General features: G+C 66.8%; 20 protein-coding genes and 3 tRNA genes. 3 read left to right on the top strand and 20 right to left on the bottom strand.

The features are described from left to right. Nucleotides 1-122 precede the first annotated feature (122 nt). The 8 genes from rplL to ACYU98_RS06025 form a co-directional block, all read right to left on the bottom strand. Nucleotides 123-509, bottom strand: a complete 387-nt coding sequence (gene rplL / locus ACYU98_RS06060; RefSeq protein ID WP_460467287.1) for a 50S ribosomal protein L7/L12 — start codon at nucleotides 507-509, stop codon at nucleotides 123-125. A gap of 63 nt (nucleotides 510-572) precedes the next feature. After that, the gene (rplJ, locus tag ACYU98_RS06055; protein WP_460467286.1) at nucleotides 573-1154 is read right to left on the bottom strand and encodes a 50S ribosomal protein L10; all 582 of its coding nucleotides are present in this window, start codon (nucleotides 1152-1154) and stop codon (nucleotides 573-575) included. Between the two features lie 263 nt (nucleotides 1155-1417). Further along, nucleotides 1418-2383, bottom strand: coding sequence for a hypothetical protein (locus ACYU98_RS06050; protein ID WP_460467285.1), 966 nt, complete (start codon nucleotides 2381-2383; stop codon nucleotides 1418-1420). Between the two features lie 169 nt (nucleotides 2384-2552). Further along, nucleotides 2553-3275, bottom strand: a complete 723-nt coding sequence (gene rplA, locus ACYU98_RS06045; RefSeq protein WP_460467284.1) for a 50S ribosomal protein L1 — start codon at nucleotides 3273-3275, stop codon at nucleotides 2553-2555. A gap of 125 nt (nucleotides 3276-3400) precedes the next feature. After that, on the bottom strand, nucleotides 3401-3829 hold the full coding sequence (gene rplK, locus ACYU98_RS06040) for a 50S ribosomal protein L11 (protein WP_460467283.1): 429 nt from the start codon (nucleotides 3827-3829) through the stop codon (nucleotides 3401-3403). A gap of 91 nt (nucleotides 3830-3920) precedes the next feature. Further along, the gene (gene nusG / locus ACYU98_RS06035) at nucleotides 3921-4799 is read right to left on the bottom strand and encodes a transcription termination/antitermination protein NusG (RefSeq protein ID WP_460467282.1); all 879 of its coding nucleotides are present in this window, start codon (nucleotides 4797-4799) and stop codon (nucleotides 3921-3923) included. A 44-nt stretch (nucleotides 4800-4843) separates the two neighbouring features. Then, a complete protein-coding gene (gene secE, locus ACYU98_RS06030) occupies nucleotides 4844-5089 on the bottom strand; it encodes a preprotein translocase subunit SecE (protein ID WP_460467281.1) in 246 nt (81 codons plus the stop codon). A 44-nt stretch (nucleotides 5090-5133) separates the two neighbouring features. Continuing rightward, nucleotides 5134-5206: transfer RNA gene (locus tag ACYU98_RS06025), tRNA-Trp, on the bottom strand. Nucleotides 5207-5391: 185 nt separating this feature from the next. Between ACYU98_RS06025 and ACYU98_RS06020 the strand changes: the two genes are divergently transcribed. Beyond that, nucleotides 5392-6441, top strand: a complete 1050-nt coding sequence (locus ACYU98_RS06020; protein WP_460467280.1) for an adenosine deaminase — start codon at nucleotides 5392-5394, stop codon at nucleotides 6439-6441. Here ACYU98_RS06020 and ACYU98_RS06015 read toward each other — a convergent pair. From ACYU98_RS06015 to ACYU98_RS05975, 9 genes are all read right to left on the bottom strand, one after another. Next, nucleotides 6407-7480 (bottom strand): UDP-N-acetylmuramate dehydrogenase, encoded by a 1074-nt coding sequence (locus ACYU98_RS06015; protein WP_460467279.1) that lies wholly within the window; start codon nucleotides 7478-7480, stop codon nucleotides 6407-6409. The two genes, ACYU98_RS06020 and ACYU98_RS06015, sit on opposite strands and share 35 nt — an antisense overlap. After that, a complete protein-coding gene (locus ACYU98_RS06010) occupies nucleotides 7477-7929 on the bottom strand; it encodes a MaoC/PaaZ C-terminal domain-containing protein (RefSeq protein WP_460467278.1) in 453 nt (150 codons plus the stop codon). Before ACYU98_RS06010 ends, ACYU98_RS06015 begins: the two co-directional genes overlap by 4 nt. After that, nucleotides 7926-8369, bottom strand: coding sequence for an FAS1-like dehydratase domain-containing protein (locus ACYU98_RS06005; protein ID WP_460467277.1), 444 nt, complete (start codon nucleotides 8367-8369; stop codon nucleotides 7926-7928). Before ACYU98_RS06005 ends, ACYU98_RS06010 begins: the two co-directional genes overlap by 4 nt. A gap of 154 nt (nucleotides 8370-8523) precedes the next feature. Further along, nucleotides 8524-8694, bottom strand: a complete 171-nt coding sequence (gene rpmG, locus ACYU98_RS06000) for a 50S ribosomal protein L33 (RefSeq protein WP_460467276.1) — start codon at nucleotides 8692-8694, stop codon at nucleotides 8524-8526. A gap of 51 nt (nucleotides 8695-8745) precedes the next feature. Then, a tRNA-Met gene (locus ACYU98_RS05995) sits at nucleotides 8746-8822 on the bottom strand. A gap of 51 nt (nucleotides 8823-8873) precedes the next feature. Next, nucleotides 8874-8946 (bottom strand) — tRNA-Thr (locus tag ACYU98_RS05990). A gap of 85 nt (nucleotides 8947-9031) precedes the next feature. Next, nucleotides 9032-9892, bottom strand: coding sequence for a MaoC family dehydratase (locus tag ACYU98_RS05985; protein WP_460467275.1), 861 nt, complete (start codon nucleotides 9890-9892; stop codon nucleotides 9032-9034). A 75-nt stretch (nucleotides 9893-9967) separates the two neighbouring features. Next, nucleotides 9968-11326 (bottom strand): 3-oxoacyl-ACP reductase, encoded by a 1359-nt coding sequence (locus ACYU98_RS05980; protein WP_460467274.1) that lies wholly within the window; start codon nucleotides 11324-11326, stop codon nucleotides 9968-9970. Further along, nucleotides 11323-12600: an acetyl-CoA C-acetyltransferase gene (locus ACYU98_RS05975; protein WP_460467273.1), complete on the bottom strand. Its 1278-nt coding sequence runs from the start codon at nucleotides 12598-12600 to the stop codon at nucleotides 11323-11325. Before ACYU98_RS05975 ends, ACYU98_RS05980 begins: the two co-directional genes overlap by 4 nt. A gap of 109 nt (nucleotides 12601-12709) precedes the next feature. On the opposite strand from ACYU98_RS05975, the gene ACYU98_RS05970 reads away from it, so the two are divergent. Together ACYU98_RS05970 and ACYU98_RS05965 are read left to right on the top strand one after the other, a co-directional pair. Continuing rightward, a complete protein-coding gene (locus tag ACYU98_RS05970) occupies nucleotides 12710-13414 on the top strand; it encodes a TetR/AcrR family transcriptional regulator (RefSeq protein WP_460467272.1) in 705 nt (234 codons plus the stop codon). Then, complete coding sequence (locus ACYU98_RS05965) at nucleotides 13411-15360, top strand: acyl-CoA dehydrogenase family protein (protein ID WP_460467271.1); 1950 nt, start codon at nucleotides 13411-13413, stop codon at nucleotides 15358-15360. Before ACYU98_RS05970 ends, ACYU98_RS05965 begins: the two co-directional genes overlap by 4 nt. A gap of 46 nt (nucleotides 15361-15406) precedes the next feature. Here the strand turns inward: ACYU98_RS05965 and ACYU98_RS05960 are convergent, their stop codons facing one another. The 3 genes from ACYU98_RS05960 to ACYU98_RS05950 form a co-directional block, all read right to left on the bottom strand. Next, nucleotides 15407-16786, bottom strand: coding sequence for an MFS transporter (locus ACYU98_RS05960; RefSeq protein WP_460467270.1), 1380 nt, complete (start codon nucleotides 16784-16786; stop codon nucleotides 15407-15409). Between the two features lie 92 nt (nucleotides 16787-16878). Beyond that, entirely contained in the window at nucleotides 16879-17511 is a 633-nt protein-coding gene (locus ACYU98_RS05955) for an IMPACT family protein (protein ID WP_460467269.1), read from the bottom strand. Then, on the bottom strand, nucleotides 17508-18701 hold the full coding sequence (locus ACYU98_RS05950) for a multidrug effflux MFS transporter (RefSeq protein WP_460467268.1): 1194 nt from the start codon (nucleotides 18699-18701) through the stop codon (nucleotides 17508-17510). The genes ACYU98_RS05955 and ACYU98_RS05950 overlap by 4 nt, the downstream gene beginning before the upstream one ends. Between the last annotated feature and the right edge of the window lie 100 nt (nucleotides 18702-18801).

Raw genomic sequence — 18801 nt, 5'->3', positions numbered from 1 at the left:
CGCTACGGGTCACCACCGACAACCCGCCAACGATTTTCCTCGCTCACTTGGACGCAACGGAACAGCGGGCCGGACCTTTCGGTCCGACCCGCTGGTCGAGAGTGCCGCTTACGCGGCAGAACTCACTTGAGCTCGACGGTGGCGCCGGCGCCCTCAAGCTGGTCCTTGGCCTTCTCGGCCGTGGCCTTGTCGACCTTCTCCAGAACGGGCTTCGGAGCGCCGTCAACCAGGTCCTTGGCTTCCTTCAGACCCAGGGAGGTCAGCGCGCGGACCTCCTTGATGACGCCGATCTTCTTGTCGCCAGCGGCAACCAGGACGACGTCGAACTCGTCCTGCTCTTCGGCAGCGGCCTCGCCGCCACCGGCCGGCGCGCCGGCTGCGGCAACCGCAACCGGGGCAGCAGCGGTGACACCAAAGGTGTCCTCGAACTGCTTCACGAACTCCGAGAGCTCGATGAGGGTCATTTCCTTGAAGGCCTCAAGGAGCTCGTCGGTGCTGAGCTTCGCCATGATGGCTTCCTTTCGTTTCTTGCCGTGAGTGGCGTTTTTAGTGAAATCGAACCGAGCGGGTGCTCAGTTCTCGTCGCCACCCTCGGCGACGTCGGGGGTGCTGTCGTTGGTGCTCTCCGCGGCCGGACCTTCGGTCTCGACCTTGGCGCGCAGGGCGTCGACCACACGTGCGGTCTGCGACAGCGGGGCAGCAAAGAGGTAAACCGCCTTGCTGAGCGATGCGTTCATAGCGCCAGCCAACTTGGCCAGCAGAACCTCGCGGGATTCCAAGCTTGCCAGCTTGGTGATCTCCTCGGCCGAGAGCGGCTTGCCGTCAAGCACGCCGCCCTTGATCACGAGGAGCGGGTTTGCCTTGGCGAAGTCACGCAGCTTCTTGGCCGCCTCGACCGGGTCACCGGTAACGAAGGCGATGGCGGAAGGTCCGACGAGCTGGCCATCGAAAGCCGTAACGCCGGCTTCCTGCGCAGCACGCTCGGTAAGAGTGTTCTTCACCACGGCGTAGGTCGCGTGCTCACGCAGTTCGCTGCGCAGCTGAGTCAGGTGCGCCACGGTCAAACCGCGGTACTCCGTCAGCACGGCCGCACCCGACTCGCGGAACTTGCCCGCGAGCTCGGCGATGGCGGCGTTCTTGTCGAGCTTCGCCATGCGGACCTCCTTCGATCGTGGTTGCCGATCGGTCCGGTCCACAGAAAAAGAGCCCCGGCGCAGATGCGCTCGAGGCTCTGGGTGCAGTGCACGTCAGGTCTTGAAGCTCACCTGCGCTGGACGCCCGATTCAACGGGACCTTCGGGCATTTGCTTGCGCAGCTGCCGACCGGCGGTCATTGGTGTCTTCATCGTACGGGGCGCTTGCGGTTCCGACCAAATCGCGCCGACGCCCGCCAACGGGCGCCGGCGGGCGTACGCCGGTCAGCTCGCCGAGCTGGGCGACGCGCCGTCACTCGGCATATCACCCGACATATCACCCGACATGTTCGGCATGGTCGTCACCTGGGCGGCGGGCGGCGCGACGATCGGCGGCACCTTGTTCCACTTCGAATAGCGCAGGGTGATCACGTCGGGGCCGTCCGCCTCGGTGTCGAGGCTCGCCAACTCGGTGCCGTCGAGGCTGAAGTGACTGGGCAGGCCGTTCGCCCCGATCCAGGTGTCGACGTAGAGCGTCGCCTTCGCATACTTGGCGTCGTCGCTGCTCACCTGGCTGGTCATGTCGGCCTTGTCGGACTCCGACATCCCGGGGAGCTTCCCCATCCGCTGCGCCATCACCTCGTTATAAGCGGTGCCCGGGACTGCGGTGCGATAGTGCCGCTCGCCGTTCTCCACGCCCACGAAGGTGGTCGACCGCCCCTTGGCGATCAAGGCCGACTGGGTATTGGCCGACGCCATCTCTGCCATCGCGCCCATCCCCATCGCCATCATCGATTGAAGGTCGTCGGAGCTCTTCAGCCTCGACCATTTGCGGGCGCCGTCACGCAGGTAGACGACGTTGTCGACGACCCGCAGCTCGCTCTCGGAGTCCTTCATCACGTAGTCCGTCCGCTGCGGGCTCACCGTCACGAACGCCAACGTGGCCGTCGTGTCGGTCAGGTTCGTGGTGACCTCGAACGACTTCGCATCAGCCAGCGCGGCATCCAGTTCGGCGCTGAGCGCGCTGCTGCTCACTGACGCTCCGGGCGCCGGAGTGGTCACGGACACCTCGGTCGTGGTCGTGGTGGTGCTCGGAGCAGTCGAGGTGACCGTCGACGACACGGTCGAGGATGCGCTGGTGGTCGTGGAGACCTTTGAGCTGCTGCCCGCGGTGTCACCACCCTTGGTGCCACATCCCGCCAACGAGATAGCGGCAGCGGACAGCAAGACGGCGGCAGTGGTCGTACGCATGAAGTGTGGTTTCCCCCGGGATGTGTGGCCGCATTCGCGCGACCAAGCTGCAGGAATCGTACGAACTCACAGGCCCTTCGTGCACGCCACTTTGCGCAACCGTGACCTTCAACAGCGAAACGGCCGCCCACCCCGGCTGGGGTGCGCGGCCGTTTCCGACGTACGAAGCTCAGGCCTGGTCGGCCGAAGCGTCTTCCGACAGCAGGTTGCGGGTCACGCTGGCGTCCAGCGGGATGCCCGGGCCCATCGTGGTCGACATGGTCGCCTTGGCGATGTAGCGACCCTTGGCTGAGGCCGGCTTGAGACGCAGGATCTCGTCAAGCGCGGCCGAGTAGTTCTCCACCAGCTTGGTCTCGTCGAACGAGGCCTTGCCAATGATGAAGTGCAGGTTGGCGTGCTTGTCGACGCGGAACTCGATCTTTCCGCCCTTGATCTCGGTGACTGCCTTGGCGGTGTCCATCGTGACGGTGCCGGTCTTCGGGTTCGGCATCAGACCACGGGGGCCGAGGACCTTACCGAGGCGACCGACCTTGCCCATCAGGTCCGGCGTGGCGACAACGGCGTCGAAGTCGGTCCAACCGCCGGCAACCTTCGCGATGAGGTCGTCGGAGCCGACGTAGTCAGCGCCAGCGGCCTCAGCGGCGGCAGCCTTGTCACCGTTGGCGAAGACCAACACGCGGGAGGTCTTGCCGGTGCCGTTGGGCAGGTTGACGGTGCCGCGCACCATCTGGTCGGCCTTGCGGGGGTCAACGCCGAGACGGAACGCGACCTCAACGGTCGAGTCGTACTTGGTGGTGGCCGACTCCTTGGCCAGACGGACAGCCTGCAGCGGTGCGTACAGGGCGTCTGGGTCGATCTTCTCCGCAGAGTTGCGGTAGCTCTTGCTGCGCATGAGGTTCTCCTCGTGTTGTTACTGAATGGGAGTTGTGGTTGTACGGACCTGCGCCGGCCCTACCACGGTGACCGGTTGGCGGGAGTCGACCGGGCGCTTGGCCCGGTCGACTCAACCAACGGGAACTACGGGGTCTCGATGCCCATCGAGCGGGCGGTGCCCGCGATGATGCGCTCGGCCATTTCGAGGTCGTTCGCGTTCAGGTCGGGCATCTTCTGCTCAGCGATCGAGCGGATCTGCTCGGCCGACAGCTTGGCGACCTTGGTCTTGTGCGGCTCGCCGGAACCCTTCGCAACGCCCGCAGCCTTCTTGATCAGCTCAGCGGCCGGCGGGGTCTTGGTGATGAAGGTGAACGAGCGGTCTTCGTAGACCGTGATCTCGACCGGGATGACGTTGCCACGCTGGCTCTCCGTCGCGGCGTTGTAGGCCTTGACGAACTCCATGATGTTGACACCGTGCTGACCCAGCGCGGGACCGACGGGCGGAGCCGGCGTTGCGGCGCCGGCCTGGATCTGCAGCTTGATGAAGCCGGAGACCTTCTTCTTGGGAGGCATTGCCTTCCTCTTTCCTGTTGGTTGGGCCTACGCCGTGGGCGATGACCCGGTTGCAATCCTCACCCGTGGTCCGGGCGAGGCGGGGTTCAACTCAGAGCTTGGTGACCTGGTTGAAGCCCAGTTCGACCGGCGTTTCGCGGCCGAAGATGGAGACCAACACCTTGAGCTTCTGGGTGTCGGCGTTGATTTCGGAGATGGTCGCATCGAGGGTCTCGAACGGGCCCTCCATGACGGTGACCGACTCGCCGATGGTGAAGTCGACCTCGGCGGTCGCGGCGGCCTTCTTGGTGGCGCCACCCTGCGAGCCCGAGGTTCCGGTCGCACCTTCGTCGCCGGCCTCTTCGAAGACCGGGTTCAGCATGGTGACGACCTCGTCGATGCTCAGCGGCGACGGCGAGTGGGCGTTTCCGACGAACCCGGTGACACCCGGGGTGTGGCGCACGGCGCCCCAGCTCTCGTCGGTCAGGTCCATCCGGACCAGCACGTAGCCGGGCATCCGCACGCGGTTGCCGGACTTCTTCTGGCCGTTCTTGATCTCGGTGAAGTCCTCGGTCGGCACCTCAATCTGGAAGATGAAATCTTCCATCATCAGGTTCTGGATGCGGTTCTCCAGATTGACCTTGACCTTCTTCTCGTAGCCGGCGTAGGTGTGGATGACGAACCAGTCGCCCGCCTGCCACTTGAGCTCGTCCATGAAGGCCTTGCGCGGGTCGACCGGCTCAGCGGGAGTGGCCTCAGCGTCGGTCGAGTCAGCGTCGGTCGAGTCGGCGTCGGTCGAGTCAGCGTCGGTCGAGTCGGCGTCGGTCGGCGCAGCTGCGCCCTCACCATCGGCGTCGTCCTCGGGAGCGGGCATGCCCTCCTCCTCGGCGTCGGCGACCCGGGCCTGGTCAGCGGCGATGTCCGACTCGTACGAGACGTCGGCCCCGGTGAGGGTGTCGACCTCGGCGTCGGTGTTCGGCTGCTCAGTCATGGACCTGCTTCCTGTCGTTGTGATGCGTGTCGTGGACGTGATGGTCAGTTGGACCCGAAGACAAAGTCCACGGCCCGGATGAACACCTGGTCGAGGCCGATCACGTAGAGCATGATGGCCACGATGAAGATGACCACCACCACGGTGTACTGGTAGAGCTCGTCGCGGGTGGGACGGACGGTCTTGCGGACCTCGTCAATCACCTGCCGGATGAACAGCAGGATGCGGCCGAAGAAGCCCGTCGAGGCTGACTCCGTGTCGCGAGCGCTGTTGGTGCTCGTCTGGGCCACGTTGCCTCTTCTCCTGATATTGATCGGTGTGATCACGTACGACGCAGGGCACGAGGGACTTGAACCCCCAACCCCCGGTTTTGGAGACCGGTGCTCTACCAATTGAGCTAGTGCCCTATGCCGAACGGTTGGAGTCCGGCACAGCGGTTGGCGTGGTCCTGCATCGCCATCTGCACCACAAGGCGCGCAGCAGCGACGTCGGGGTCAGCCAACCGAAGGACGAGTCTACGTCAGGACCGCGGGGTTAAGCCAACTGAGCCCACCCACGCGGCCGTCCCCAGACCCACGACTACGGTTCCGTCATGCCAGGTCCTGACGTTCGCCGCCCCCTCGCGGCTCTGCCCAAGGCGCATCTGCACCTGCACTTCACCGGTTCGATGCGGATCACGACCGTACGAGACATGGCAGCCAAGCATGGCCTGCGCCTGCCCGCGGCCCTGCAGCAGGACTGGCCGCCGGAGCTGTCCGCGGCCGATGAGCGCGGCTGGTTCCGATTTCAGAAGTTGTACGACGTCGCCCGCGCCTGTGTGCGCGACGAGGCAGACATGCGGCGGATCATCCGCGAGGCCGCCGAAGACGACGCCCGCGAGGGCTCGCGCTGGCTGGAGATCCAGGTCGACCCGACGTCGTACGCGGGGTTCGTCGGCGGCGTGACCCCGATGCTGGAGATCGTCATCGACGAAGCGCGCGCGGCCGGCGCCTCAACGGGAACCGGCGTGGGGGTGCTCGTCGCGGCATCCCGCATCCGGCACCCGTTCGATGCCCGTACCCTCGCCCGCTTGGCCGCCCGTCACGCCGGCGAAGTGATCGGCTTCGGCCTGTCCAACGACGAACGACGCGGCCGTACCGCCGATTTCGCGCCCGCCTTCCGGATCGCCCACCAAGCGGGTTTGGCGGCTGTCCCCCACGCCGGGGAGTTGCTCGGACCGCAGGCGATCAGCGAGACCATCGACGCGCTCGGACCGCAGCGCCTGGGCCACGGCGTACGGGCGGCGGAATCCGACCCGGTCCTGCAACGGATCCTCGACACCGACATCGCGCTCGAGCTTTGCCCCGGGTCGAACGTGGGGCTCGGGGTCTACGCCTGCCCCGAGGACGTTCCGCTGCGCCGGCTGTTCGACGCGGGCGCGACGATCGCGCTGGGCGCGGACGACCCTTTGCTGTTCGGCTCGCGGCTGCTGGATCAATACGAAACGGCGCGCAGCGTCCATGGCTTCAGCGACCTCGAGCTCGCCGAGTTGGCCCGGCAGTCCGTACGCGCCAGCTTGGCGCCCGATGAGGTGAAGCGTTCGATGTCGGCCGACATCGACCAGTGGCTTACAGCTGGTGACCCACGAACACCGGTTCGTTGACCAGGTCAATCCCGAACGCATCGCGTACGCCGGCCTGAACCTCGCGGGCCAGCACAGCGATGTCGTTCGCGGTCGCGTTGCCCCGGTTGGTGATGGCGAGGGTGTGCTTTGTCGAGAGCGCGGCCGGACCCGGCATGCCATAGCCCTTGCCGAAGCCGGCCTTGTCGATCAGCCAGGCGGCACTGGTCTTCAGGCTGCCGTCACTGCCGGGGAACTTCGGCGGGGTCGGCCCGTCGGCGCCCAGTCGCTGCGCCGCCTGTTGTTCGAACCGCGCGAAACGCTGGGGCGACAGGATCGGGTTGGTGAAGAACGACCCGCACGACCAGGTGTCGTGGTCGTCGGGGTCGAGCACCATCCCGCGCTTGCGGCGCTGCGCGAGCACTGCCTCGCGGGCGTCGGCCAGCGGGACCCGCGCGCCCTGTTCAACGCCGAGACCGGCGGCGAGGTCCGCGTAGGCGATCGGCTGCGAGAGCTCGGTGGTGCGCAGTTGGAAGAGAACGTCGAGCACCACGAAGCGGCTGGTGCCCTTGAAGATCGAGTGGCGATAAGTGAACCGGCAGTCGGCGTTGGCGAAGGTGCGGACCTCCTGCCGGTGGCGGTCATAAACCCGCACCTGCGCGATGGTCTGGGCCACCTCCTGGCCGTAGGCCCCCACGTTCTGAACCGGGGTCGCCCCAGCCAGTCCGGGGATGCCCGAGAGCGACTCGACGCCTGAGTAATGGTGGGCACAACAGTGTTCGACGAACTCGTCCCATTCGGTGCCGGCCGCGACCCGCACCATCGCTCCCCCGCAGGCGTCGTCGGACTCCAGGGTGATGCCCTCGTTGGCGATGCGCAGAACGGTGCCGTCGAACCCGGCGTCGGCGATCACCAGGTTGGAGCCGCCGGAGATGACCAGCAGTTCCTCGTCGGCGTCGTCGACCTCACGCACGGTGTCGACAATCTCGTCGATCGATTCGGCGATCACCAGCCGGCGAGCCGGACCTCCGACGTGCATGGTGGTCAGCGATGCGAGCGGGAAGCCCTCGGCTTCTTTCATCGGGCCGACAGGTCGACCGTGACCAGCGCGCGCGAGAGCACCTTGGTGTCGCCCTGGGTTGCGGCCAGTTCGACCACGACAGTGTCGCCGTCGATCTTCTTGACCGTGCCGCTGACGCTCAGCGGGGCGGCGTCGTCGTACGACACCACCACCGGCGCGCTGAACCGGGCGCCGTAGCCCGTGACCCGGGCGGCGTCGCCGGCCCAGTCGACGGCCAGTTGCACGGCGGCGCCCATCGTCCACATGCCGTGGCCGATCACGTCGGGCAGGCCGACCGAGGTGGCGAAGCGTTCGTCCCAGTGGATCGGGTTGAAGTCGCCGGACGCACCGGCGTAGCGCACGAAGTTGGCGCGCGCGACCGGGATCTCGACCGAGCCGATGCTCTCGCCGACGGTCAGCTGGGATGCCTGCAGGCTCATGCCGGGGTGACTCATGCCGGGGTGGCTCATGCTTCTCCTCGGATCACAACGACGCAGGTGACGTCGCAGACGGGTTCGCCAGCCGCGGTGACCGCCGTTTTCAGGGTCACCATCCAGTGGCCGCCGGCCGAACGTACGCGGTCGACGGTGGTGGCCGCGGTGACCTCGTCGCCGGCGACCAGCGGGCGGTGGTGGGTGAATGTCTCTTCGCCATGGACCAGGCGGGAGAAGTCGATGCCCGCCTCGGGGTCGGTCATCACGGCGGCCTCAGCCTGCTGCGCGACGATCACCGCGAAAGTCGGCGGCGCGACCAGATCGGCGTGGCCGAGGCTGCGGGCGTGGTCGACATCGGAGTGCACCGGGTCGGTGGCACCGACCGCCGCGGCGAACTCGGAGATCTTCGCGCGCGAGACGACATAGGTCGGGGTGGCCGGGTAGGTGCGGCCCTCGACAGCGGGGTTCACTGGCATGCCCGCGAGCCTATCCGCCCCCGCCCGCCCCAGGAATCCGCGTGGATTCCAGGGGGTAGGGGCGAGAAGGTGGGTAGGGGGCGGGCAACCCAGCAGAACGCACGAAACCCCCGGCCAGTGGCCGGGGGTTTCGACTGCGAAGGAGCCGCAGAAGTCAGCGAGTTTCGCGGTGGGCGGTGTGCTTGCCGCAGCGCGGGCAGAACTTGGCCATTTCCAACCGGTCGGGGTTGTTGCGGCGGTTCTTCTTGGTGACGTAGTTGCGCTCCTTGCAGTCAACGCACGCCAAGGTGATCTTGGGACGAACTTCGGATGACTTGCTAGCCACGGGGCAACCTGCTCTCGAGAAAAACGGATATGTGATCGGGGTGGTGCTGCTTGGTAGCGGGAGCGGGGCTCGATCCCGCGACCTCACGATTATGAGTCGTGCGCTCTAACCAGCTGAGCTACCCCGCCAGGGGGAACACCTGCTCGCCGGTGATCATTCCCGGCGATGACGTGAACCAGAGCCCCCAAACGGAATCGAACCGTTGACCTTCTCCTTACCATGGAGACGCTCTACCGTCTGAGCTATAGGGGCCTGCCACCGATGCGAAGTTTCCTCCGCAGCAGCGCAGCGACGAGATTACCTGAGGTCCCGTCGAAATCTGAAATCGACCCCCGGGTCACGACCCAGGTGTGATGGTTCCCACTGCGTGAACGCTGTCCTTGCGCGCCGCACGCAGGGCCAAATCCCAGCCACCGGCCGGCGTTTCGCGGGCGATGAAGCGCACCTTGCCGGGGATCAGCACGGGCTTCTTGAACTCGACGTGGATCGTGTACGCCTCGGGCAGTCGGTTCTCGACGGCCGCGAGCATCCGCGACTTGCTCCACATTCCGTGCACGATCGTCGTCGGGAAACCCAACGCCTTCGCGGTCAGGGGGTGCATGTGGATCGGGTTCACGTCGCCGGAGACGGCCGCGTAGCGACGTCCCAGGTCTGCAGTGAGCGGCCACACGATGCCCGGACCGTCGATCGGCTCGACCTCCTGCGGCTTGGGTGGCACCTCGCCAGGGACTTTCTGGCCACGGAAGAGATAGGTGGAGACCTCCTCCCACACCACCTCGTCTCCGACCCGAATACGACCGATCAGATCGGCCTGCGCACCGCGGAAATGCGGACGCAGGTTCTCGACGGTCACCTCCAGGTCGAGCACCTCCAGCGCGTCCACCCGGCGGTGCTGGGTGATCGTGTTGGTGAGGTGAACGCTGCCCAGCAACGGGAAGGGGAACTCCTTGTCGGCCATCAACGTGACCTGCAACGGGAAAACAAGAACGTGCAGGTAGGTCGAGGACACCAGGTGAGTGACCGGGAAGCCACACACCTGGTCGTAGGCGGCGAGCGCGTTCTGGTCGATCCGCAGGTCGTGCTGCACGACGCGTACGTCGGGCAGGGCGCGGCCCTTGCGGATGAATCCGGTGGCGGCTGCTTTGGCGAGCATCGGACCGAGGGTCGGCGTCGCGGACAGCTCGATGGTTCTGGTCATTGATAACAACCTTGCCTTGTGGGGCGGCCCCGCCGGGCGGTGGGGCCCGGCGGGGTTCGACAAAGACGAAACGAATCAGGCGCCGAGCTGCGACTGGCCGCAGACCCGCAGGACCTGGCCGGTGACGCCGCCGGAGGTCGGCTCCGCGAAGAACGCGATCGCCTCACCGACGTCGACCGGCTGGCCGCCCTGCAGCAGCGAGTTCAACCGGCGGCCCACCTCGCGGGTGGCCACCGGAATCTTGGCGGTCATCTCGGTCTCGATGAACCCGGGGGCCACCGCGTTGACGGTGATCCGGCGGTCGGCCAGCTCCTGGGACAACTCGCGCACCATGCCGATGACACCGGCCTTGGAGGCGGCGTAGTTCGACTGACCCCGGTTGCCGCCGATGCCACTGATGGAGGCGACGGACACGATCCGTCCACCATCCTTCAGGCCACCCTTGACAGCCGGGTCCAGCAGCACAGCGTTCATCCGGAACTGCGACTGCAGGTTCACGTCGAGCACACTGCCCCAACGGGATTCGTCAGTGTTGACGAACAGCTTGTCGCGGGTGATGCCGGCGTTGTGGACGATGATGTCCAGCTTGTCGGAATGCTGCGCGACCGCCTTGGCGATCCGCTCCCCCGCGTCGGGGGAGGTGATGTCGAGCTGCAGGGCAGTCGCACCGATCTGGTTGGCGACCTTCGTCAACGACTCGCCGGCGGCCGGGATGTCGACGGCGATGACCTTGGCGCCCGCACGAGCGAACACTTTGGCGATCTCGGCGCCGATGCCGCGAGCGGCACCGGTGATCACGGCGACTTCGCCGGCCAACGGGCGGTCGAGGTCGGCGACGCTGACCGTCTCGGTGTCGACGATGGTGACCGGCTGGCCCGAGACATACGCGGACCGGCTGGACAGGAAGAACCGCAACGGACCGCGTACGGCCTCGGGCGAGGCACCTTCGGCGACGCGCAGCAGGTTGGCGGTGCCACCAGCGCGCATCTCCTTGCCGAGGCTGCGGGCGATGCCCTCCAGCGCCTGCTGGGTGGCTGCCGCCTCAACGTTCTTCTTCTCCGACGGAACGGCACCGATGATCACGATGCGGCCGTTCTTGCCCAGGGCCTTCATCGCGGGACCAATGGTCGCGCGCAGTTCCTGGAGCTGGTCGATCGTGGTGGCGGCCGAGGCGTCGAAAACGACTGCCGAAAGCTTCTCGCCGTACGACGAATCTGCCTGGGCCTCAATGACCTTCGCACCCGATTCGGTGATCAGGTCACTGACGACCGAGCCGAGCTGGCTGCCGGCGACGGAGCCGACCGCAGCCGATCCCTCCAACAGGTCCTGACCGGCCTTGAACCGGCGAAGGATGGCCGGCTGGGGCAAGCCGAGGTTCTTGGCAACGGTCTTGCCAAAGCCCTGGTTGACGAATTTGGTGAAACCGTCGGTCACTTCGATGCCTCCAGAATCGCGACGACGCCCTGGCCGCCGGCTGCACAGATGGAAATCAGTCCGCGAGCGCCGTTGCCCTTTTCGTGGAGCATCTTGGCCAGCGAAGCGGTGATGCGGCCACCGGTGGCCGCGAACGGGTGGCCCGCGGCGAGCGAGGAACCGTTGACGTTGAGCTTGCTGCGGTCGATCGAGCCGAGCGGGGCGTCAAGGCCGAGCTTGTCCTTGCAGAACTCCGGCAACTCCATGGCGGCCAGGTGGCAGAGCACGGTCGAGGCGAAGGCCTCGTGGATCTCGTAGAAGTCGAAGTCCTGCAGCGTGAGGTTGTTGCGCTGCAACAGTCGAGCGATCGCGTAGGGCGGAGCCATCAGCAGACCTTCGGCGCCGTGCACGTAGTCAACGGCGGCGGTCTCGGCGTCGACGAAACGAGCCAGCGGGGTCAGGTTGTGCGCTGCGGCCCAGTCGGCCGAACCCAGCAACACGGCCGACGCACCGTCGGTCAGCGGGGTCGAGTTCCCGGCCGTCATCGTGGCGCCCTCACCCTTGCCGAAGACCGGCTTGAGCTTGGCGAGCTTCTCCATGCTGGAGTCGGGACGCAGGTTCTGGTCCTTGGTCAGACCGAGGTAGGGCGTCACCAAGTCGTCGAAGAAGCCACGGTCGTAGGCGGCCGCGAGGTTCTGGTGGCTCTTGACGGTCAGCTCGTCCTGCGCCTCACGCGCAATGCCCCACTCAGCGGCGGTGATCGCCATGTGGTCACCCATCGCCAGACCGGTGCGCGGCTCAGCGTTCCTGGGCTGCTCCGGCGCGAGCTGGTTCGGGCGAACCTTGAGCAGCGCCTGGATCCGCTGCTGCGGGGTCTTGGCGTAGTTGAGCTTCATCAGCGTCTTGCGCAGGTCGTCGTTGACCGCCAGCGGCGCGTCCGAGGTGGTGTCGCTACCACCGGCGATGCCGGAGTCGATCTGGCCGAGCGAGATCTTGTTCGCAACCTGTACGACCGCCTGCAGGCCGGTGCCGCAGGCCTGCTGCACGTCGTACGCGGGGGTGGTCGGGTCCAGGTGTGACCCCAGGACGCACTCGCGCGTCAGGTTGAAGTCGCGGCTGTGCTTGATGACAGCGCCGGCGGCGACTTCGCCCAGGCGCTCGCCGCCGAGGCCGAAACGGGCCACGAGACCGTCAATGACGGCGGTCAGCATGTCCTGGTTCGAGGCCTTGAGGTATTTGCCGCCGGAGCGAGCGAACGGAATGCGGTTTCCGCCGAGGACGTAAACGTCACGCATGGAGGTTTCTCCCGTGTTTCGATGGTGAGGCAACGGAATTCGTCCGTCACAAAATTTACCGGTACCGACAGTAGCAGGTACGTTTAGTTTCGGATACTGTTCCATCATCATGAGTTCCGAAAACGATCGGGTCGACGGCCGCGACGCGCGCTGGACCCAACACCGAGCAGACCGCCGACGCCAGCTGGTGGAGGCGGCGATTCGCGCTGTGCGCAAGCACGGCGCGACGGTCGGGATGGACGAGATCGCCGCCGTTGCCGGCACCAGCAAGACCGTCATCTACCGCCACTTCGGCGACCGGCTCGGGCTCTACCTCGCGGTCTGCGAGGGAGTCGACGCGATCATCCTCAAGGACTTCGACAAGGCGCTGACTCATGGTGCTTCGTCCACACCCGTCGAGGGTTCACCGCTGGCCGGTGACCCCCGCGGGGTCCTCGTCGCCGTCATCGGCAGCTACCTCTCGCTGGTCGAGAACGACCCGGAGCTCTACCGATTCGTCGTACGCCGCCCGTTGGTGGATCTACCCCCGGAGTCCGATCCGGTGGCCGGGCTGACCGACGCCATCGCCGGACGGCTCACCGAAATTTTCGAGATCGCCTTGGTCGCCGAGGGCCGCGATCCCGCCCCGGCCCGCACCTGGGGCCACGCCCTGGTCGGCTACGTCCGCGAAGCCGCGGACCGCTGGCTTTCTGATTCCCCCCGACTTCCCCGCGCGGAAGTCGTCGATCACCTCGCCGAATTTGCTTCGCTCGGATTGAGCGGGGTCTTCGGCCTCGACCGCTCCAGCGATCACCACGAACGGAGAACGTCATGACCGACACCGCTTCTGCTCTGCGCCAAGCGCTCGACGGCAACTGGCACGACCTGCGCGAGGACTTCCGCGCCCAACTGGCTGACGGCCGCGTCAGCCCCGACGACTTGCTCGGAACGCCCGGCGAATCCGTTGCGGCACAACGTGATCGAGTCACCAACCAGTTGGTTCGGCTGGCCACTCAGGGTCAGGGCAAGGTTGGCTTCCCGCAGCAATACGGCGGCACCTACGACTACGGCTCCTCGGTCGCGCTGTTCGAGATGCAGGGCTACGGCGACCTGTCGCTGCTGGTCAAGCTCGGGGTGCAGTTCGGTCTTTTCGGCGGCGCCGTCGCCCGCTTGGGCACCGAGCGGCACCACGATCGATACCTCAGCGCCATCATGAACGGCGAGATTCTCGGCTCGTTCGGCATGACCGAGATCGGCCACGGCAGCAACGTTCAGGCGCTCGAGACGACGATCACCTATGACCACGCGACGCGCGAGCTGGTCGTCAACACCCCGGTTCCCTCGGCCACCAAGACCTACATCGGCAACGCGGCCAAAGACGCGCGGATGGCCGTCATCTTCGGCCGGCTGATCACCCCCGAAGGCGATCAGGGCGTCCACGCGGTGCTGATGGACGTACGAGATGCGCAGGGCAACCCGCTGCCGGGCGTCACCATCGAAGACAACGGCGTCAAGGGTGGTCTGCCGGGCGTCGACAACGGCACCTTCGCCTTCTCCGACGTACGGATTCCGCGCGATGCGCTGTTGAACAAGTTCGCGGACATCGACGACGAAGGACGCTACGTCTCCGACATCGCCGGCGAGAACGCACGCTTCTTCACCACCATCGGGACCCTCGTACGCGGCCGAATCTGTGTCGGCGGCGGCTCGGTCAGCGCGGCCCGCAAGGGCCTGGCGATCGCGGTTCGCTATGGCGAGCGCCGGCGCCAGTTCGACGCCCCCGGCCAGGCCCAGGAAACGGTGATCCTGGATTACCGGGCCCACCAGCGCAAGCTGCTGCCGCCGCTGGCGAAGGCCTACGCGCTGCAGTTCGCGCAGAACGCGCTCACTGAAACGCTGCAGGAGTTGCACGGCACCCCGCTGCCGGACGGGCAGGAGCACCCCAAGGAGGCAATCCGCGAATTGGAGAGCCGCGCCGCCGGGTTGAAGGCCGTCTCGACCGACTTTGCGGTCCAGACGCTGCAGATCTGCCGCGAGGCGTGCGGTGGCGCCGGGTTCATCGCCGAGAACCAGCTGACTCAGGCCCGCGCCGACGTCGACGTGTTCGCCACCTTCGAGGGCGACAACACGGTGTTGCTGCAGCTTGTCGCCAAGGGCCTGCTGACCGAATACAAGGAGATGTTCGGCGATCTTGCGATGGCCGAGTTGGCCGGTCTGGTCACCAAGCAGGTCGCCGAGGGCCTGGTGGAGCGCACCACCGGTCGCGCCGGACTGCAGCGGTTGCGCGATCTGGCCAAGGGCCGCGACAACGAGTCGGCCATGGACGATGCCGGTTGGCAGCTGTCGATGTTCGAGCAGCGCGCCGATCACGCGCTGGAGACGGTGGGCAAGCGGCTGCGAAAGGCCACCAAGGACAACGGTTTCGAGCTGTTCAACGCGGCCCAGGACCACGTGTTGTTCGCGGCGCGCACCCACATCGACCGCTGCATCCTCGAAGCCGCGCTGGAGGCCCAGGACGCCATGCGTGACGATGAAGCGAAGGAACTGATGGGCAAGGTCGTCAGCCTCTACGCCCTCAGCTCGATCGAGGACGACAAGGGCTGGTTCCTTGAACACGGCCGGCTCAACACCACCCGCTCGCGACTGGTGAGTTCGACGGTGAACTCCCTCTGCGCCGAGTTGCGCCCGCACGCCAGCACCCTGGTCGATGGAATGGGCATCCCGGAGCAGCTGATCACCGCGCCGATCGCGACCGGTCGGCGTTCCACCAGCAACGCCTGACGGCAGCAGTAGTAAAGGATCCCGGTCGCTCAAGCGGCCGGGGTCCTTACTTGGGTTGTCGTGCAGTGAGGCCGACGGCGGTCAGGATTGCGCCGATCAGAACCGCCCCGACACACCACCACAGCGCCGAGGTGTAGGCATGCGCGACAGCCACCGGATCCCGATAGGCAGCTCCCGACAAACCGACGACGGTCGGCAAGGCGGCCACCGCGATGAGGCCCGCCGTACGGGAGATGGCGTTGTTGATCCCGCTGGCCACCCCGGACTGACTGTCCGGAACTGCCGCCAGCACGGTTCCGGTGAGCGGCGCGACTAGCATCGACAGACCCAGACCCTGCAGAACAACGCCCGGCAGAATATGGACGGCGTACGAAGGGTGCTCCGGGGCGAACGCCAGCAGCGCGAGCCCGGTGGCCAGCACCACCATCCCGGCCACCATCGGCAGCCGCGCGCCGTGACGGGTCGCGAACCCGCCGAACCAGGAGGCGAGCAGCAACATCGCGATCGAGACCGGAACCGTCGCGGCGCCTGCCTCCAGCGGTGACCACCCGGCGCTGACCTGCAGGAACACCGCCAGGAAGAGCATGCTGCCGGTGAGCGCGCCGTAGACGAACAGCGTCACCAGGTTGATGACGCAGAACACCCGACTGCGGAACAGCCGTGGCGGCACCATCGGATGGCGAGCGTGCAACTCAGCCGCGATGAAGGCGATCGCCGCGACGACAGCAACGACCGCGGCGATCAGGCCCGAGGCCGTCGCGCCAACAGTCAGCGCCCAGGTGAGCGCGGCCAGCGTCAGCGGAGTGAGGATCAGAGCCGGCAGGTCGATGTGACGCGCGGCACCGGGGTCGGAGGTCTCGGGTGCCGGGCGCAGCAACCACAACACGATCAGCGCGATCGGCAGGTTGATCCAGAAGGCGATTCGCCAGTCGATCCCGACCAGCCATCCGCCCAGGACGGGCCCGGCCGCGGTCGCGATCCCGAGGGTTCCGGTCCACGCGCCGATCGCCTTCATCCGGTCCTCCGGGTGGAACGAGGCCTGCAGCATCGCCAGACTGCCGGGCGTCAAGAGCGCGGCGGCGATGCCCTGGAGCGCGCGGGCTCCGATCAGGGTTCCGATCGTCGGAGCCAGCGCCACCAGAACGGAAGCGACGGCGAAGCCAGCTGTCCCCCAGGCGAATACCCGTTTGCGACCGAAGCGGTCGCCCAGCGATCCACCGACGATGATCAGGGCCGCGAGGGTCAGCGTGTAAGCGTTGATCACCCATTGCAGCCCGGCCAGTTCCGCGCCGAGGTCTGCACCGATGCGCGGAAGGGCCACGTTGGCGACGGTGCCGTCGAGAAACACCAAACCCGATCCGGTCACCGCGGTGGCCAGGAGCCGCCGGCCGGCGGGTTCGGACAGGCGCAGCAAGGTGTCGGTCACCGGCACACCGTACGACCCCCGATCCCCTCACCTTGCGATAACCGGTCCGGTTCGAGGGCATCCGAAATTCGCGGTGCTTGAGACCGGAGGAGTTACCTCGAGGCGGCGGGGCGATCGACCCACTGCGAACCCGCCGACGCCAGCGAGCCGCGGCCGGCTGTCACGTCGGCGACGAGCGCGGTGAGTTCGGCGGGCGACCCGGCGAGGTGCAGCACCGCTCGGTCGAGGTAGTCCACTCCGAGCACATTCACCTGTCGCGCCCGTAGATCCGCCTCAACCTTCCCCGCTTCGGTGTGCGAAACCGGCAGGTCGAAGAGCTCCTCTTCCGTCCGGCGTACGAGGGGGACCCCCTCGAGCGCGGCCGTGACGGCCTCGCCGTAGGCCCGGACGAGGCCCCCGGCGCCGAGCAGCGTTCCGCCGAACCACCGTACGACCACCGCACTGACGTCGGACAGCTCGTGACCGCGCAGCACATCGAGCATCGGCCCACCCGCAGTGCCGGCCGGTTCACCGTCATCGTTGGAGCGCTCGATGTGTGGCTCCGGGCCGAGGATGAACGCGGTGCAATGGTGACGGGCGTCGCGGTGAGTCCGACGCAGTTCGGCGACCAGTTCGCGCGCCGCGGGCTCGTCGTCGACGCGCCGCAATACCGCGCGGAACCGCGAGCGCTTCACCTCGATCTCGGCCACCCGATCCGGGCCGGGCGCGAGCGTCAGGTAGCTCATCCGCTGGTCCGATGGCGCAGGTGGCTGCCCCAGATCAGCAGCCCGGCGATCTGGGCGCAGAGCGCCGACAGCGCCATCGTGCGCAGCGAACCGGTGACCAGCGGCGCCACGAAGCCGGCGACCAGTCCGTTCATCACGAGGGTGAAGAAGGTGAACAGCGAGACGGTCGAGCCCCGGCTGCCCGGGAACATGTCGAGCAGTTTCAGCTGCAGCGCCGGATAGCAGGCGCCGGTTCCGATGCCGATCAGGAAGGGACCGACGACGGCGTACGGCAGTCGTGCGGTGGCCTCGACGGAGGCCAGGGCGAGGTTCACCAGCGACCCTCCGAAGGCGAAGATCAGGCCGGCCGTGACCAGTCGGTCGATCGAGAAGCGGCCGCTGCTCCAGGAACAGATTCCCGAGCCGATGACCATGCCGGCGATCAGGGGGACGAACAGCATCCAGAAATCGCCCTCCCCGCGTCCGAGGAGGTCAACGACGAAAATCGGGGCGGCCCCGACATAAAGGAAATAGGCCGCGAAGTTCAGCGACGCTGCCCAGGAGACCCGGTGAAAAGCCGGCGAGCGCCCTGCTTGGATCAGGCCCGCCAGCAGGGACGCCGGACGGAACGGAGTGCGCCGTTCGACCGGGTGTGACTCCGGCAGCACGAACACCACCAGCGCAGTGAGCGCCACTGAGACCACCACCAGGAACCAGAAAATTGCCCGCCATGAGCCGACGTTGAGCAGCCAGCCGCCGATCACCGGGGCGACCGCGGGAGCGATGCCGAAGATCATCGTGACCCGACTCATCAGCTGTTGCGCCTGCGCGCCCTCGAACTGGTCGCGGATCACCGCACGCGAGACGATCACCCCACCGCCGGCCGAAAGGCCTTGCAGCACACGGAATACCAGCAGCATCGGCAACGACTGCGACAGCGCGCACCCGATCGAGGCAAGGCCGTAGCAGGACAGTCCGGCCAGCATCACCGGTCGGCGACCGATCGAATCCGACAGTGGTCCGTGGAAGGGGCTCATCACCGCGAACGCGAGCATGTAGGCCGTCACGACCAACTGCATCTGATCGGTGCTGACCGCGAACTCCCGACCCATCCGGCCAAACGCCGGGAAGGGGGTGTCGATGCTGAACGGACCGAGCATCGACAGCGTGGCGAGCACGACCAGCAACACCCATAACCGACCCTTGGTCATCCGCTCCGCTTCCACCAGGTCATGCAACCACGCGGCCCCGAACGCCCAACCGCCGCACCAGTCGGCAAATGCTGCAGTAGAACGTCAGCGTCTGCAGGTA

It is taken from the genome of Calidifontibacter terrae (assembly GCF_054778835.1).
The sequence above is the reverse complement of the archived record's forward strand: the minus strand, read 5'-3'. Positions and strand labels throughout refer to the sequence as shown.